This window comes from Acuticoccus yangtzensis (assembly GCF_001927245.1).
GTDB classification, from domain to species: domain Bacteria; phylum Pseudomonadota; class Alphaproteobacteria; order Rhizobiales; family Amorphaceae; genus Acuticoccus; species Acuticoccus yangtzensis.
On sequence record NZ_MJUX01000005.1, the window covers coordinates 106,882 to 120,314 of the forward strand.

General features: G+C 66.2%; 13 protein-coding genes and 1 pseudogene. 5 read left to right on the forward strand and 9 right to left on the reverse strand.

Going from position 1 to position 13,433, the window contains the following annotated elements; genetic code table 11:
- Positions 1–226: 226 nt before the first annotated feature.
- From BIX52_RS13885 to BIX52_RS13910, 6 genes and pseudogenes are all read right to left on the reverse strand, one after another.
- Positions 227–1,693: pseudogene (locus BIX52_RS13885) on the reverse strand (NADH-quinone oxidoreductase subunit M); the annotation flags it as partial.
- Between the two features lie 37 nt (positions 1,694–1,730).
- Complete coding sequence (gene nuoL / locus BIX52_RS13890) at positions 1,731–3,668, reverse strand: NADH-quinone oxidoreductase subunit L (protein WP_075221685.1); 1,938 nt, start codon at positions 3,666–3,668, stop codon at positions 1,731–1,733.
- 4 nt (positions 3,669–3,672) lie between these two features.
- Positions 3,673–3,999: an NADH-quinone oxidoreductase subunit NuoK gene (gene nuoK / locus BIX52_RS13895; protein ID WP_075221863.1), complete on the reverse strand. Its 327-nt coding sequence runs from the start codon at positions 3,997–3,999 to the stop codon at positions 3,673–3,675.
- Positions 3,975–4,595 (reverse strand): NADH-quinone oxidoreductase subunit J, encoded by a 621-nt coding sequence (locus BIX52_RS13900; RefSeq protein WP_075221686.1) that lies wholly within the window; start codon positions 4,593–4,595, stop codon positions 3,975–3,977. Before BIX52_RS13900 ends, nuoK begins: the two co-directional genes overlap by 25 nt.
- Positions 4,596–4,719: 124 nt before the next feature.
- Positions 4,720–5,841 carry a S1C family serine protease gene (locus BIX52_RS13905; protein ID WP_075221687.1) on the reverse strand — a complete coding sequence of 374 codons (1,122 nt, stop codon included), beginning with the start codon at positions 5,839–5,841 and terminating at the stop codon, positions 4,720–4,722.
- Between the two features lie 72 nt (positions 5,842–5,913).
- Positions 5,914–6,729: an ion transporter gene (locus BIX52_RS13910; protein WP_205647832.1), complete on the reverse strand. Its 816-nt coding sequence runs from the start codon at positions 6,727–6,729 to the stop codon at positions 5,914–5,916.
- Positions 6,730–6,945: 216 nt separating this feature from the next.
- Here BIX52_RS13910 and BIX52_RS13915 point away from each other — a divergent pair, with 216 nt between their 5' ends.
- Positions 6,946–7,986 (forward strand): Tim44 domain-containing protein, encoded by a 1,041-nt coding sequence (locus BIX52_RS13915; RefSeq protein WP_075221865.1) that lies wholly within the window; start codon positions 6,946–6,948, stop codon positions 7,984–7,986.
- A 271-nt stretch (positions 7,987–8,257) separates the two neighbouring features.
- On the forward strand, positions 8,258–8,458 hold the full coding sequence (locus BIX52_RS13920) for a hypothetical protein (RefSeq protein ID WP_083548170.1): 201 nt from the start codon (positions 8,258–8,260) through the stop codon (positions 8,456–8,458).
- A 161-nt stretch (positions 8,459–8,619) separates the two neighbouring features.
- On the opposite strand, the gene BIX52_RS13925 is transcribed toward BIX52_RS13920, so the two are convergent.
- From BIX52_RS13925 to purB, 3 genes are all read right to left on the reverse strand, one after another.
- Positions 8,620–8,943, reverse strand: a complete 324-nt coding sequence (locus BIX52_RS13925; RefSeq protein WP_075221689.1) for a hypothetical protein — start codon at positions 8,941–8,943, stop codon at positions 8,620–8,622.
- A 67-nt stretch (positions 8,944–9,010) separates the two neighbouring features.
- Positions 9,011–9,331, reverse strand: coding sequence for a hypothetical protein (locus BIX52_RS13930; protein ID WP_075221690.1), 321 nt, complete (start codon positions 9,329–9,331; stop codon positions 9,011–9,013).
- Positions 9,332–9,436: 105 nt separating this feature from the next.
- Positions 9,437–10,741 carry an adenylosuccinate lyase gene (gene purB, locus BIX52_RS13935; protein ID WP_075221691.1) on the reverse strand — a complete coding sequence of 435 codons (1,305 nt, stop codon included), beginning with the start codon at positions 10,739–10,741 and terminating at the stop codon, positions 9,437–9,439.
- 489 nt (positions 10,742–11,230) lie between these two features.
- Here purB and BIX52_RS13940 point away from each other — a divergent pair, with 489 nt between their 5' ends.
- From BIX52_RS13940 to BIX52_RS13950, 3 genes are all read left to right on the forward strand, one after another.
- Entirely contained in the window at positions 11,231–11,581 is a 351-nt protein-coding gene (locus BIX52_RS13940; protein ID WP_075221692.1) for a helix-turn-helix domain-containing protein, read from the forward strand.
- A gap of 81 nt (positions 11,582–11,662) precedes the next feature.
- Positions 11,663–12,409 carry a hypothetical protein gene (locus tag BIX52_RS13945; RefSeq protein ID WP_083660269.1) on the forward strand — a complete coding sequence of 249 codons (747 nt, stop codon included), beginning with the start codon at positions 11,663–11,665 and terminating at the stop codon, positions 12,407–12,409.
- Positions 12,400–13,386, forward strand: coding sequence for an ELM1/GtrOC1 family putative glycosyltransferase (locus BIX52_RS13950; RefSeq protein WP_075221693.1), 987 nt, complete (start codon positions 12,400–12,402; stop codon positions 13,384–13,386). Before BIX52_RS13945 ends, BIX52_RS13950 begins: the two co-directional genes overlap by 10 nt.
- Positions 13,387–13,433 lie beyond the last annotated feature (47 nt).

Genomic DNA, 13,433 nt, shown 5'->3' on the forward strand with positions numbered 1-13,433 from the left:
CGCTCTCGGCGGCGCCGTGCGTAACGCTGGCGGCGTCCGTTTCGCTGGCGCCGTGGGTTTCGCTGGCGCCGTGGGTTTCGGCAGCCCCCTCGCCGTGGCCGGATGCCGGTGGCGTCATGCCGATGGCTTCCATGCCGCGCGCGACGGCATCGGCGGAGGAGCCGTGTGCGGCGGTGAACTGCGAGGCGTCGATCTGCGGGCCCTCGGGCGGCGTCCCGGTCTTTTCGGCGACGATGCCGACGAGGGTGTTGATGGACGCATCGGTGACGTTCAGCACCGGGTTCGGCCACACGCCGAACAGGATGGTGAAGAACACCAGCGGCACCATGATGAACTTCTCGCGCACGTCGAGGTCCGTCATGCGGCGCATGGCCTCCTTCTCCAGCGGGCCGAGAACGACGCGCCGGTAGAGATAAAGGGCATAGGCGGCCGACAGGATAACGCCGGTCGCGGCGACGAAGGCCGTAAGCACGGACGCTTTATAGGTGCCGACCATCGCCAGGAACTCGCCGACGAAGCCGGAGGTGCCGGGAAGGCCGACATTGGCCATGGTGAAGACCATGAACACGGTCGCGTACCAGGGCATGCGCTGAACAAGGCCGCCATAAGCGGAAATCTCGCGCGTGTGGGCGCGGTCGTAGACGACGCCGACGCACAGGAACAGCGCGGCCGACACGATGCCGTGGGACAGCATCAGATAGACGGCGCCTTGGATGCCCTGGGTGTTCATCGCGAAGATGCCCATGGTCACGAAGCCCATGTGGGCGACCGACGAATAGGCGATCAGCTTCTTCATGTCCCGCTGGGCGAGCGCCGTCAGCGAGGTGACGACGATGGCGATGCAGGACAGCGTGAAGACGAGCCAGGCGAGCTGTTGCGACGCGTCCGGGAACATCGGCAGCGAGAAGCGCAGGAAGCCGTAGCCACCCATCTTCAGCAGGATGCCCGCCAGCAGGACGGAGCCCGCGGTCGGCGCCTCCACGTGCGCGTCCGGCAGCCAGGTGTGGACCGGCCACATCGGCATCTTCACCGCGAAGGAGGCGAAGAAGGCGAGCCACAACCAGATCTGCATGCTGACCGGGAAGTCGGCCTGCATGAGGTCGGGGATCGAGGTCGTGCCGGCGTGCCAGTACATCGCGATGATGGCGAGCAGCATGAGCAGCGAGCCGGTCAGCGTGTACAGGAAGAACTTGAACGAAGCGTAGATCTTCCGCGCACCGCCCCAGACACCGATGATGATGAACATCGGGATGAGGCCGCCCTCGAAGAAGATGTAGAAGATGACGATGTCGAGTGCGCAGAAGACGCCGATCATCAGCATTTCGAGGACGAGGAAGGCGACCATGTATTCGCGGACACGGTCGGTGATCGCCTTCCAGGACGCCAGGATACAGAACGGCATCAGGAACGCCGTCAGCACCACGAACGGCATGGAGATGCCGTCGACGCCGAGGTGGTAGGAGATCAGCCCCGGGATCCACTCGCTCTTTTCGACGAACTGGAAGCCGCCGTCGGCCGGGTCGAACGCGAACCACAGGCCGAGCGAGAGGATGAAGTTGAAGATCGTCGTGATCAGCGCGACGCGGCGGATATTCTCCACCGCCGCCGCATCGTCGCCGCGCACCGCGAGGATGAAGGCGACACCGACGAGGGGCAGGAAGGTGAGGATCGAAAGGAGCGGCCAGTCGGTCATCGAGAAACCTCCGCCTCAAGCGTGAGGGACGGGCGGATCATAGAATGCCCCTGTCGAATGCGATCATGAGGGTGATGAACACGGCGATCCCGGTCAGCATCACGAAGGCGTAGTGGTAGAGGTAGCCGGACTGGAAGCGCTGGGCGAAGCCGGCGAGGTCCTTGACCCGCGCGGCGATGCCGTCCGGCCCGAAGCCGTCGATCACCTGCGTGTCGTTCTTCCAGAAGAGGCGGCCGAGGAAGCGCGCCGGGCGGACGAAGAGGAAGTCGTAGAGCTCGTCAACGTACCACTTGTTCAGGAAGAACTGGTGGAAGCGCGGTGCCTTCTCGATGAAGCGCTTCGGCAGCTCGGGCTTCAGGAGATAGGTGACGAGCGCGATCAGGAAGCCGATCACCATCGCGAAGGTGGGCGACAGCGCGACCAGGGTGCCGACCTCGTGCATGTCGTGGATGACGTGGTTGTCCGCCCCCGCGAACAGCGCGCCGTTCCAGAAGTGCCCGGTCGGATCGCTCTCGAAGGCGTGGACGAAGACGTAGCCCGCGAGGAGCGCACCGAGGGAGAGGACCAGCAGCGGGATCAGCATCACCGGGCCGGATTCGTGGGCGTGCTTGTAGACGTCCGCGGCGGCGCGGGTCGGACCGTGGAAGGTCATGAACACCAGGCGCCAGGAGTAGAAGGACGTCAGCAGCGCGGCCAGAACCAGCATGATGTAGGCGTAGGGCGCCCAGAAGTTCTGCCCGACGAAGGCCGACTCGACGATGAGGTCCTTGGAGAAGTAGCCGGCCGTCAGCGGGAAGCCGGTCAGCGCCAGAGTACCGATCATCATCGCCGCGTAGGTGTAGGGGATCTTCTTGGCGAGCCCGCCCATGTTCCGCATGTCCTGCTCGTCGTGCATGGCGTGGATCACCGAGCCGGCGCCGAGGAACAGGAGCGCCTTGAAGAAGGCGTGCGTGAAGAGGTGGAAGATGGCGATCCCGTAGGCGCCGACACCCAGAGCGGCGAACATGTAGCCGAGCTGCGAGCAGGTCGAATAGGCGATGACGCGCTTGATGTCGTTCTGGGCGCAGCCGACGGTGGCCGCGAAGATCGCCGTGGTGGCACCGATGAAGGTGACGAAGGCGAGTGCGGTCGGCGCGAACTCATAGAGCGGCGACATGCGCGCGACCATGAAGACGCCGGCGGTCACCATGGTGGCGGCGTGGATGAGGGCGGACACCGGGGTCGGCCCCTCCATCGCGTCCGGCAGCCAGGTGTGGAGGCCGAACTGGGCGGATTTGCCCATCGCGCCGATGAAGAGGAGGAAGCAGGCGAGCTCCACGGCGTTGAAGGTCATGCCGAGGAAGGTGAAGGTCGTCTCGCTCATCGCCGGGCCGGCGGCGAACACCGCGTCGAGCTGGACGACGCCGGAGACGGCGAACAGCGTGAAGATGCCGAGAAGGAAGCCGAAGTCACCCACGCGGTTGACGACGAAGGCCTTGATGGCGGCGGCGTTGGCGGACGGGCGGTCGTTCCAGAAGCCGATGAGGAGGTACGAGGCGAGGCCCACCCCTTCCCAGCCGAAGAACATCTGGAGGAGGTTGTCTGCCGTCACCAGCATCAGCATGGCGAAGGTGAAGAGCGACAGGTAGGCGAAGAACTTCGCCTTGCCCGGATCGTGGCTCATGTAGCCGAAGGAGTAGAGGTGGACGAGCGCGGAGACTGTGCAGACCACCACCAGCATCACCGCGGTGAGCGTGTCGACCCGCAGCGCCCAGTCGATCTCGAGGTCGCCGGAGATCATCCACTCCATGAGGACGATCCGCTCGGTCGGCGCGTCGCCGAAGCCCCAGGCGATGAAGATGATCCAGGCGAGCGTGGCGGAGACGAACAGGAAGCCCGTCGTCACCACCATCGCGGCGGTGTGTCCGACCTTGCGGCCGAACAGGAAGGCGAAGAGGAAGCCGAAGAGCGGCAGGAAGACGAGAAGTTGGACCACCGGGTCAGCCCTTCAGCGTGTCGATGTCTTCAACCGCGATCGAGCCACGGTTGCGGAAGAAGGCCACCAGGATGGCGAGGCCGATGGCGGCTTCGGCCGCCGCCACCGTGAGAACGAAGAGCGCGAAGACCTGACCCACCAGGTCGTTCAACTCCGCCGAAAAGGCGACGAAGTTGATGTTCACCGCGAGCAGGATCAATTCGACCGACATCAGAATGACGATGACATTCTTTCGATTGAGAAAAATGCCAAACACACCGATGACGAACAGGATCGCCGAGACGGTCAGGTAGTGGGAAATGTCGATCACAACTGGAGCCCCCTGCCCGATGCCACGTCGCGAACTTCGACCGAGTCCTCGACGCTGCGGTTGACCTGCGCGGCCACGTTCTGGCGCTTGGCATTCGCCTGGTGGCGTAGGGTCAGGACGATCGCCCCCACCATCGCAACCAGCAGGATGAGCCCGCACACCTGGAAGTAGAAGGCGTAGCGCGTATAGAGGACCAGGCCGAGCGCCTCGGTATTCGACACCTCGGACGGTGGCGGTATCGGCACGACGACGTGCTCAGCCACAGCCGGCGCCAAGGTGTAGGCCCCGAGGACCAGGATCAGCTCCACGAGAAGCACGATACCGACCAGCGCCCCCACCGGAAGATACTGCATGAAGCCTTGCCGCAACTGGGCAAAGTCCACGTCGAGCATCATCACGACGAAGAGGAACAGGACGAGCACCGCACCCACGTAGACCACGATCAGGATCAGGGCGAGGAACTCGGCGCCGGTCAGCATAAAGATGCCGGCACCGTTAAGGAATGCGAGGATCAGGAACAGTACAGAGTGAACCGGATTTCGCGACGAGATCACCATCAACGCCGAGGCCAACAAGACCACGGCAAAGAGGTAGAAGAACAGCGAGGCAATGGTCATGCGGTCTCTCGCGCGGCGCGAACGTGACGAAGTGCGGCCGACTGGAACCCCAGCGGATAAGGTCTCTTAGCGGACGCTCGGTGGCACGTCCACCGCCCCCAAGCCTCCCGTCCCCTCTTGGCTGTCATTGCGCTGCTTCTAAAGTAATCTCAACTTCTAGACGTGAACCTGCGCGCATCACGCTCAGCGTGATCACGTCACCGGCCTCGCGAAGGTCCAGCGCCGCCCGCAAATCCGCCGTATCGCGCAGCGCCTCTCCGTCCAGCGCCACGATCACGTCGCCCGGAACCACCTGGCCGCGCCCCGTCAGACGCGCCGGAACAAGCCCCGCCTTGGCCGCGGGGCTGCCGGGATCGACCCCCAGAACCATCACCCCCGTGCGCCCCTGACGCGCCAAAATCTCGTCCGCCCGCTGGTCCGACGCGACGCCAAGCACCGGCGGCGTATAGCGGCCGGCCTTCAAAATCTGCGGCACGACGCGGTTCACCGTGTCCACCGGCACCGCGAAGCCGATCCCCGCACTCGACCCGGACGGGCTGTAGATCGCCGTGTTGACGCCGATCAGCCGCCCCGCACTATCGATCAAAGGCCCGCCCGAATTGCCGGGATTGATCGCCGCATCGGTCTGGATCAGGCCGCGGATCAGCCCGCCCGTCTCGTTCGGCAATTCCCGGTCGATCGCGGAGACGATGCCCGTCGTCAGCGTCCAGTCGAGGCCGAAGGGGTTGCCGATCGCCATCACGCTCTGCCCCACCTTGAGGTCGGCGCTGGTGCCGATGGGGAGAACCGGCGGGTCCGCGTCGCGCACGTCGATCTGAAGAACGGCGAGGTCGTGGGTGGGATCGGCGCCGACCAGAACGGCATCGAACTGCCGCCCGTCCGCCAGCCGCACCGTCGCCGCGCTCGCCCCTTGGATCACGTGGTTGTTGGTGACGACGTGCCCCGCCTTGTCCCAGAAGAAGCCGGACCCGGTGCCGCGCGGAACGTCATGGGCGTTGCGCGTCCAATAGTCGACGACGCGGCGCGAGGTGGAGATCGACACCACCGCGTCGCGCGAGGCCTCGAAGGCCTCGATCACCGAAGCCTCGCTGGCGGCAAGGTCACCGCGGGCTGTGACGGTTCGCGGCTCGGCGGCGGGCGACATCAGGGCAAGGCGCAGCGCCGGCCCCGCCTCGTAGGCCAGCATGAGGATGGCGGCGGCACCGGCCAGAACGAGGACGCGGCGGTTGAATGGATCTGTTGGCATCGGACTTCGAACGCGGATGATGACACCTGCCCAATTGGGCCCCCAGCGCGCGCTTGTCGACCGCAAAGGGCCTTAGTCGCCCGGCTCTTGCGCCGCCGGGGCGCTGCCGCGGCCGCCCTCCTCGTTCCGCTCGGCGTGGACCTGCTCTGACAGCGCCGTCGCCAGAAGGCCGGTCGGCACCGCGATGATGCCGAGCGCCAAAATCAACACCATTCCGGTGAAGATCCGTCCGCCCACGGTGATCGGATAGACGTCGCCATAGCCGACCGTCGTCAGCGTCACGATCGCCCACCACATCGCCTTGGGGATCGAGGCGAAGGCCTCCGGCTGGGCCTCATGCTCGAAATGGTAGATCGCCGTCGCGCAGAAATAGAGAATGATGATCGCGATCGCGGCGAACACGGTCAGCTCGTCCCGCACCCGCGCGAACGCCCGGCCCAGCCGCTCGAACGCCTTCACATAGCGGATGAGCTTGAAGAGGCGCAGCACACGCATCGCTCGCAGCGCGCGGATGGAGCGCACATCGTAGCCGAGGAGCAGCAGCGTCGGCAGGATCGACATGAGGTCGACGAGCCCGAAGAAGGAGAAGATGTAGCGCAGCCGGTGGGGCGCTGCATAAACCCTGAGCACATACTCGGCCAGGAAGATGACGACGACGACCCACTCCTCGATGAGGAGCGCTCTATGGAGCCACGGCGGCAGGTTCGGCATCGTCGCCACCGCGATCGAGACGACGGAGACGATGATCAGCGCCTGGATGGCCAACGCCACCGCGCGGCCGAAGACAGGATCATAACCGTCCAAGACGGCGAGGATGCGCCGGCGCCGGTGATAGTGCCGGTCCGCCCGCGCTGCGGCAGGTGACGGACGCGCGTTCGATCCGGTCACGTCCCCTCCATGCGGCGTCCGGCGAAGTTACCGTCTCTTATGTCAGCCGGTGCGCGGTGCGTCATCACGGTACGGGGAGGCTCCGCCCGCCGGTCCACCATGGGGGTGCGGTGCTTCACCGCATGACAATGCGGAACGAAGGCCGTTGCTGAAATTGTATGCGCCTGGCGCAACCCCCATATGCATCTGCAAACCCACCCCCTCACCGAGGTGACAATGCGTTTCTTCCACTCCCTGAAGGCTGTGATGGCCCTTGCCGTCCTCGCCATGAGCGTCTCGCTCGTGACCGTCGACTATGCCGAGGCCCGGCGCGGCGGCTCGTTCGGCAGCCGCGGCGCGCGCACCTTCAGCGCCCCCGCCCCGACGAGCACGGCCCCGCGCACGACGAGCCCGATCAACAACTCGATGACCCCGCGCCAGCAGGCCGCCCCGCAGTCCGCGGCCGGCGCCCAGGCCGCGCAGCAGGGCCGTCGCGGCATGTTCGGCGGCCTCGCCGGCGGTCTCCTCGGCGGTCTGATGCTGGGCGGCCTCATCGGCATGCTGATGGGCAACGGCCTCGGCGGTATGGCCGGCTTCCTCGGCCTTCTTCTGCAGGTCGGCCTCGGCATCCTCGTCGTCATGCTGGTCATGCGCCTGTTCCGCGGCCGCCAGCAGCAGACGGCGATGGCCGGCGCCTCCTCCTCCCGCGACCGCTTCCAGGCCCCGCCCCGGCAGGACACCAGCTCGCACGCTTACGAGACCCAAGGCGCGCCCCGCGGCGGTCTCTTCGGCGGCGGCAGCGGCATGGGAAGCGGCGCGACGGGCGGCGGTGCTGCCATGGGCGCACCTCAGAGCGGCTCCGGCGCCCCGTCGGACGAGATCGGCCTCGGCGGTGACGACTACGACGCCTTCGAGCAGCTCCTGGCCGAGGTGCAGGCCGCCTTCACCCGCGAGGACTATGCGGCCCTGCGCGCCCGCTGCACCCCCGAGATCGTCTCCTTCCTCTCCGAAGAGCTGAGCCAGAACGCGGTCAACGGCGTGCGCAACGAGGTGACCGGCGTCAAATTCCTGGAGGGCGACCTGTCCGAAGCCTGGCGCGAAGGCAATCAGGAATATGCCACCGTGGCGATGCGCTACGAAAGCGTCGACGTGATGCGCGACCGGCAGACCGGCGAGATTCGCGAAGGCGACACCACCCCGAGCGAGACGACCGAGATCTGGACCTTCGTGCGCCCTGTCGGCGGCACCTGGCAGCTCTCCGCCATTCAGGAGACCTGAGACGTCGTCCTCTCCTGTGACGACACCAAAAGCGGCGCTCCGGCGCCGCTTTTTTTTTGGGCCTGCCCGGAACCTAGTCGCTTCCACGACAGTTTCATGACACTATACCCGTCGTAACGCGCACACGGTGCTCTCACGAAAAAGCTATTGCGCATTGAGTGCGCTTTTGCTACATAAGAGTCGCTGCCGATGAGCAGAAGTGAGGTTCAGGATCGCGCAGGCCGGGTTTCTCCGGCCGAGGCGGTCGCTGGTGACGGATAGGAGAGCCAAGATGTGGAAGTATCTTTTCCTTGCTCGCTACGACGGTCGCCTCGACCGGGCGTATGCAGACAATGGGTTCGAAGGAGCGGTACGCGCCAACCGCGCCCGTGACGATGACGAGCGCCGGGCGCGCAGCTTCCGCGCTGCCGGCGGCGCCCGCGCCGCGCACCCGCGCAAGGGCGGCATGGTCCGCCAGGCGGACGAGCGTTAAGCGCATCGGGTCCGGCGGTACGAACCGCCGCCCCGCCCGCTGACGGGCAGGGTCAGGCCCCGGAACGAAAAAGGCGGCGGACCGTGCACCGGTCCGCCGCCTTTTTCGTGTGTGAATTCTGGAGCTTCGAGGCCGACGGCTGGCCCGCGTCTCCGGTGCGTTCACCCGCCGCGCTGTGCGCAGCTGAACTGGATGATGCGCCCGGTAATGTAGCCGCTGGTGTGGTCTTTCCAGGTGTTGCACTCCGCCTCTGTCGGAAAACAACCGACGAAGGACACCGGGATCGTCGCGCCGATCAGGTTCTCGGTATCGCCCGAAACGCGGCCCTCCCATGTATGGGACGGGTGCGCCTCGCATTTCGGCGCGCTCTCACGAATGCGCTGGATATCGGCCTCGGACAGAGCCGCCTGCGCGGACGCGCCGCTCACCGCGCCCAACGTCCCCAGCGCCAGCAGTCCCGCCGCTGCCATCATCTTCATCGCCATCGTCTTGTCCTCCCGCCGCCGGCGCTGCAAAGGTCGCCGCCCCGGCCGACCGGCACGGTGGCGCGTTTTACCGCCGCCTGCAATGCAAGGCGTAGATCGGCCCGCTGAAGGCGCTCGTGGTGCGGTTCACCCAGCGGGTGCACGCCGATTCGGTGTCGAAGCAGCCGGAAAAGGCCACCACTACGAACCCCCCGTTGGGAAATTCGGCGCGGCCCGACACGTCCCCGCGCCAGGCGAGCTGCGGATTGCGGCGGCAGTCCGGCACGCTGCGGCGGATCTCCTGGATCTGGTAGGGCGAGATGACGTTCTGCGCCAGAGCCGGCCGCAGCGATGCGCTGAACGCCAGTACGGCGGCCGCCGCGGCGATCGCCGTCCAACCATGAGACATAGGCCCTCCTTGAGGTTCGCCCGCAGGTGACGCGGCGGCCCTCGGAGGATGGATCGGCCCCGCCCGAAGGGAAAGGGCCGGCCCCATCACGTCATCCCGTCAGGGCTACGCGCCGAAGACGCGCGAGAAGATCGTCTCCACGTGGCGCGTATGGGCGGCATCGTCGAACGCCTTCGCCAGCGTCTCGGCGCTCAACGTCGCGGAAATGTCGGGGTCCGCCTCGATGAGGTCGCGGAACGCACCGTCGCCGGCATGGGCGCGCATGGCGTTGCGCTGGACCCAGCGATAGGCCTCCTCACGCGCGACCCCGGCCACGGTGAGCGACAGCAGGATCTGCTGCGAATGGAAGAGCCCGCCCAGCATGGCAAGGTTCGCCGCCATCTTGTCGCTCTTCACCACCAGACCGTCGATCACCCCGGTCAAGCGGGCCAGCGCGAAGTCCAGCGTCACAGTCGCGTCGGGGCCGATATAACGCTCGACCGAGGAGTGCGAGATGTCCCGCTCGTGCCACAGGGCGACGTTCTCCATCGCCGGCAGGGCGTAGGCGCGCACCATCCGGGCAAGGCCGGTCAGGTTCTCGGTCAGGACGGGGTTCTTCTTGTGCGGCATCGCCGACGAGCCCTTCTGGCCCTTGCCGAACGCTTCTTCCGCCTCACCCACCTCGGTGCGCTGCAGGTGGCGGATTTCCGTCGCCAGGCGCTCCACCGAGGAGGCGACCACGCCGAGCGCGGCGAAATAGGCCGCGTGCCGGTCGCGCGGGATCACCTGGGTGGAAATCGGCTCCACGGTGAGGCCCATCTGCGCGGCCACATGGGCTTCGACCCGCGGATCGATGTGGGCGAAGGTGCCGACCGCACCGGAGATGGCGCAGGTGGCGACTTCCGCGCGGGCCGCGATGAGGCGGGTGCGGCAGCGATCGAACTCGGCGTAGGCCTGGGCGAGCTTCAGGCCGAAGGTGGTCGGCTCGGCGTGGATGCCGTGGCTGCGGCCGATGGTCGGCGTCAGCTTGTGCTCCATCGCCCGGCGCTTGATCGCAGCCAACAGCGCCTCGACGTCGGTGATCAGAAGGTCGGTCGCGCGGGTGAGCTGCACCGCCAGGGTGGTGTCCAGCACGTCCGATGAGGTCATGCCCTGGTGGACGAAGCGCGCCTCGGGGCCGACGATCTCGGCAAGATGCGTCAGGAAGGCGATGACGTCGTGCTTCGTCTCACGCTCGATCTCGTCGATGCGGTCGACGTCGAAGGTCGCAGCGCCGCCCTTCTCGCGGATGATGCGGGCGGCCTCGGCGGGGATCGCGCCGAGTTCGGCCATCGCATCGGCAGCGTGGGACTCGATTTCGAACCAGATGCGGAATTTCGATTCCGGCGACCAGATGTTGGCCATCTCGGGGCGGCTATAGCGTGGGATCATGGGCTCTCCTTGTCCGCCCCGTTGGAATGGGCAGTCGATGGCCCCACAAAGAGGACGGAGCGGCGAAGGACAAGAGGCGACGCGCCATTGACCCGGCCGCCCGAGCAGATTCCCCCGGTGCCGCGAAGTTTTGATCGCCGGTGCGCAGCCGTGAAGCCATCGGTGTGTCCTATGGCGTGTGGGATCATCCATGAGGATAGGACGAACTGCCGCAAAAAAATTCTAAGGCGAGAGGGAAATATTCCGGAAGACCGGGCGCGCCATGTGCCTAACGCCCTGACAATGTTATGGCATTCAATTGCCGAGCGCTTTCAGGCCATAAGGCGAAGCAGCGCCGCAACGTCCGATTTTTATCCTGTTTCTATGCCGGTCAGAGGTTGCCTGCAAATTTGCGTATGATTACAATCTGCGGCATAACTATTCACGATACAGGCTTTCGTTCCCTGGTGGGATCGGCACATCGGCTGAACCGATTTCAAGGACGTCCCCGTGCAACAGCAATATAGCCCCATCGAGATCAGCGACTGGCGCTCGCGCCTGCGCAGTTGCCTCGTGGCCAGTGGAAAGACTCGGTCACAAGTGTGCAGCGAGGCGGGGCTCAATCCCGCCTACCTGACGCAGATCCTCGAACAAAAAGGCGCCACCCCGCGCATCGACAACCTGCAGAAACTCGCGCACGTCCTGCAGACGACGGTCACCTATTTGGTCGACGGCGTCGACATGGGGCCGGAAGCCACAGAATGTCTCTCCCTCTACACCGCGATGACGCCCGAGCGACGCACGGCGGTCATGTGCATCATGCGAGACCTCGCGGCCCGCTCCAACGCGATCGACGCTTGAATTCCACGCCGGTTCGGCCCATCGGTTGCCGGGCCGCCGTCACACATCGCCTTCCAAAGACCGGCGGCCTGAAGAGGAATCATGACCGCCGCGCCACAAACCGTCGTGTGCATGAAATGGGGCACCGTATACGGCTCCGACTATGCCAACACCCTCTTCAACATGGTGCGGCGCCACACGACCCGCCCGCTCCGCTTCATCTGCTTTACCGATGACACCACCGGCCTCGATCCCGCGATCGAGACGATGCCGCTGCCGCACATCGACCTGCCGCCGAGCCACATCAACAAGGCCTGGCGCAAGATCGCGCTGACCCAGGACGGCGTCGGCGGCCTCACCGGCAACTTCCTGTTCCTCGACCTCGACGTCGTCGTCACCGGCGGCATCGACGACTTCTTCGACTTCGCGCCCGAGGCCACCTACTGCGTGATCGAGAACTGGACGCAGAAGGGGTCCGGCATCGGCAACACGTCGGTCTTCCGCCTCACCGCAGGCGCCCATACCGAGGTCTACCGCACGCTGATGGCCGACCCCGCCGGGACCGTCGCCAAGCACCCCAACAGCCAGACCTTCAAATCGCGCACCATCGCATCGAAGACCTATTGGCCCGCGCCCTGGTGCGTCTCCTTCAAACATTCGCTGATGCCGCCCTTCCCGCTCAACTACGTGATGACGGCGCGGCTGCCGGACGACGCCAAGGTGGTCTGCTTCACCGGCTATCCCAACCCCGACCATGCCCGCGACGGGGTGTGGCCCGAAAAGACGTGGTACAAGCGCATCCGCAAGCACGTCCGGCCGACACCGTGGATTGCGCAGAATTGGCGGTAGCGCGGGTCGTCGTCCTTACCGACGGGGTGGCCGGCCATGACCGCACCTCGTCAGGCGTCTTGGCCGCCCTCGCGCAGCACCGCACCCTCGAGACGACATGGGTGAGGATGCGCGAGCGCCGGCCCTTGTCGCGCCGCCTGCACAGGATCACCGCCGCCTTCATGCCCGCCCGCCGCTGGATCGCCGGCAACGTCGAGATCTCCGGCACGCTCCCCGCGTCGGCGGACATCGTCGTGTCCACAGGCCCTTCCACAGCGGCGGCCAACATCGCCATCGCCCGCGCGCTGGGGGCCAAGAACATCTATTGCGGTTTCCCCAAGCGCCCGCAATTCGGCGTCACCGCGCTGTTGACGCCGGTGCCGTCCGGCGCGCGCTGTGCCATCCTCGCCCCGCGCCCGACCGACATCGACGCGGCGAGGCTGCGCCCGCCTGTGCCGGTGCGCGAGCCGGGGCCGCATACGATCGCCGTGATGATGGGCGGCGAATCGAAGCACTACGCCTATACCGAGCGGGACATGCTCACCCTCGCCCGTGCACTGCGCTCCATCCTCGAAAGCGAGCCGGAGTGGACGCTGATCGCCTATGATTCGCGGCGCACCGCCCACGCCTTGTTCGACACCTTCTCCGGCGCGCTCGGCACCATGGATGGCCGCGTGCGCTATGTGCGTTATGCGCAGGCCGGGCTCGCGTCCAATGCCGAGGCGTTCGAGACCGACCTGATCCTCGTCACCGCGGACAGCCTGTCCATGGTCACCGAGGCCGTCGCCTCGGCGCGGCCGACCCTCGTGATCGCCGCCGACGCCTATACCGGCCCGCGGCGCGACCTCAACGAAATCGATGCCTTGATCGCCCAGCGGCTGGTGGCCCGCACCACCTTCGGCGCGCTGACGCGGATGAGCCTCCAATCGCTGCCGCACCCGCCCTCCACCTCCCAGCCGGAGGCCCTCAGTGCGCTTCTGAAGGCGCGCGGCCTCTAGCGACTGACGTCCTCCTCCGCGCTGCCGCCGGGGGAGGTCGCCTCGCA

What these genes read in the sequence shown, in the direction of transcription:
- BIX52_RS13900 (WP_075221686.1), bottom strand. Translation starts at nt 4,595, where the DNA reads ATGACCATTGCCTCGCTGTTCTTCTACCTCTTTGCCGTGGTCTTGTTG.
- BIX52_RS13905 (WP_075221687.1), bottom strand. Translation starts at nt 5,841, where the DNA reads ATGCCAACAGATCCATTCAACCGCCGCGTCCTCGTTCTGGCCGGTGCC.
- BIX52_RS13915 (WP_075221865.1), top strand. Translation starts at nt 6,946, where the DNA reads ATGCGTTTCTTCCACTCCCTGAAGGCTGTGATGGCCCTTGCCGTCCTC.
- BIX52_RS13920 (WP_083548170.1), top strand. Translation starts at nt 8,258, where the DNA reads ATGTGGAAGTATCTTTTCCTTGCTCGCTACGACGGTCGCCTCGACCGG.
- BIX52_RS13925 (WP_075221689.1), bottom strand. Translation starts at nt 8,943, where the DNA reads ATGGCGATGAAGATGATGGCAGCGGCGGGACTGCTGGCGCTGGGGACG.
- BIX52_RS13930 (WP_075221690.1), bottom strand. Translation starts at nt 9,331, where the DNA reads ATGTCTCATGGTTGGACGGCGATCGCCGCGGCGGCCGCCGTACTGGCG.
- purB (WP_075221691.1), bottom strand. Translation starts at nt 10,741, where the DNA reads ATGATCCCACGCTATAGCCGCCCCGAGATGGCCAACATCTGGTCGCCG.
- BIX52_RS13945 (WP_083660269.1), top strand. Translation starts at nt 11,663, where the DNA reads ATGACCGCCGCGCCACAAACCGTCGTGTGCATGAAATGGGGCACCGTA.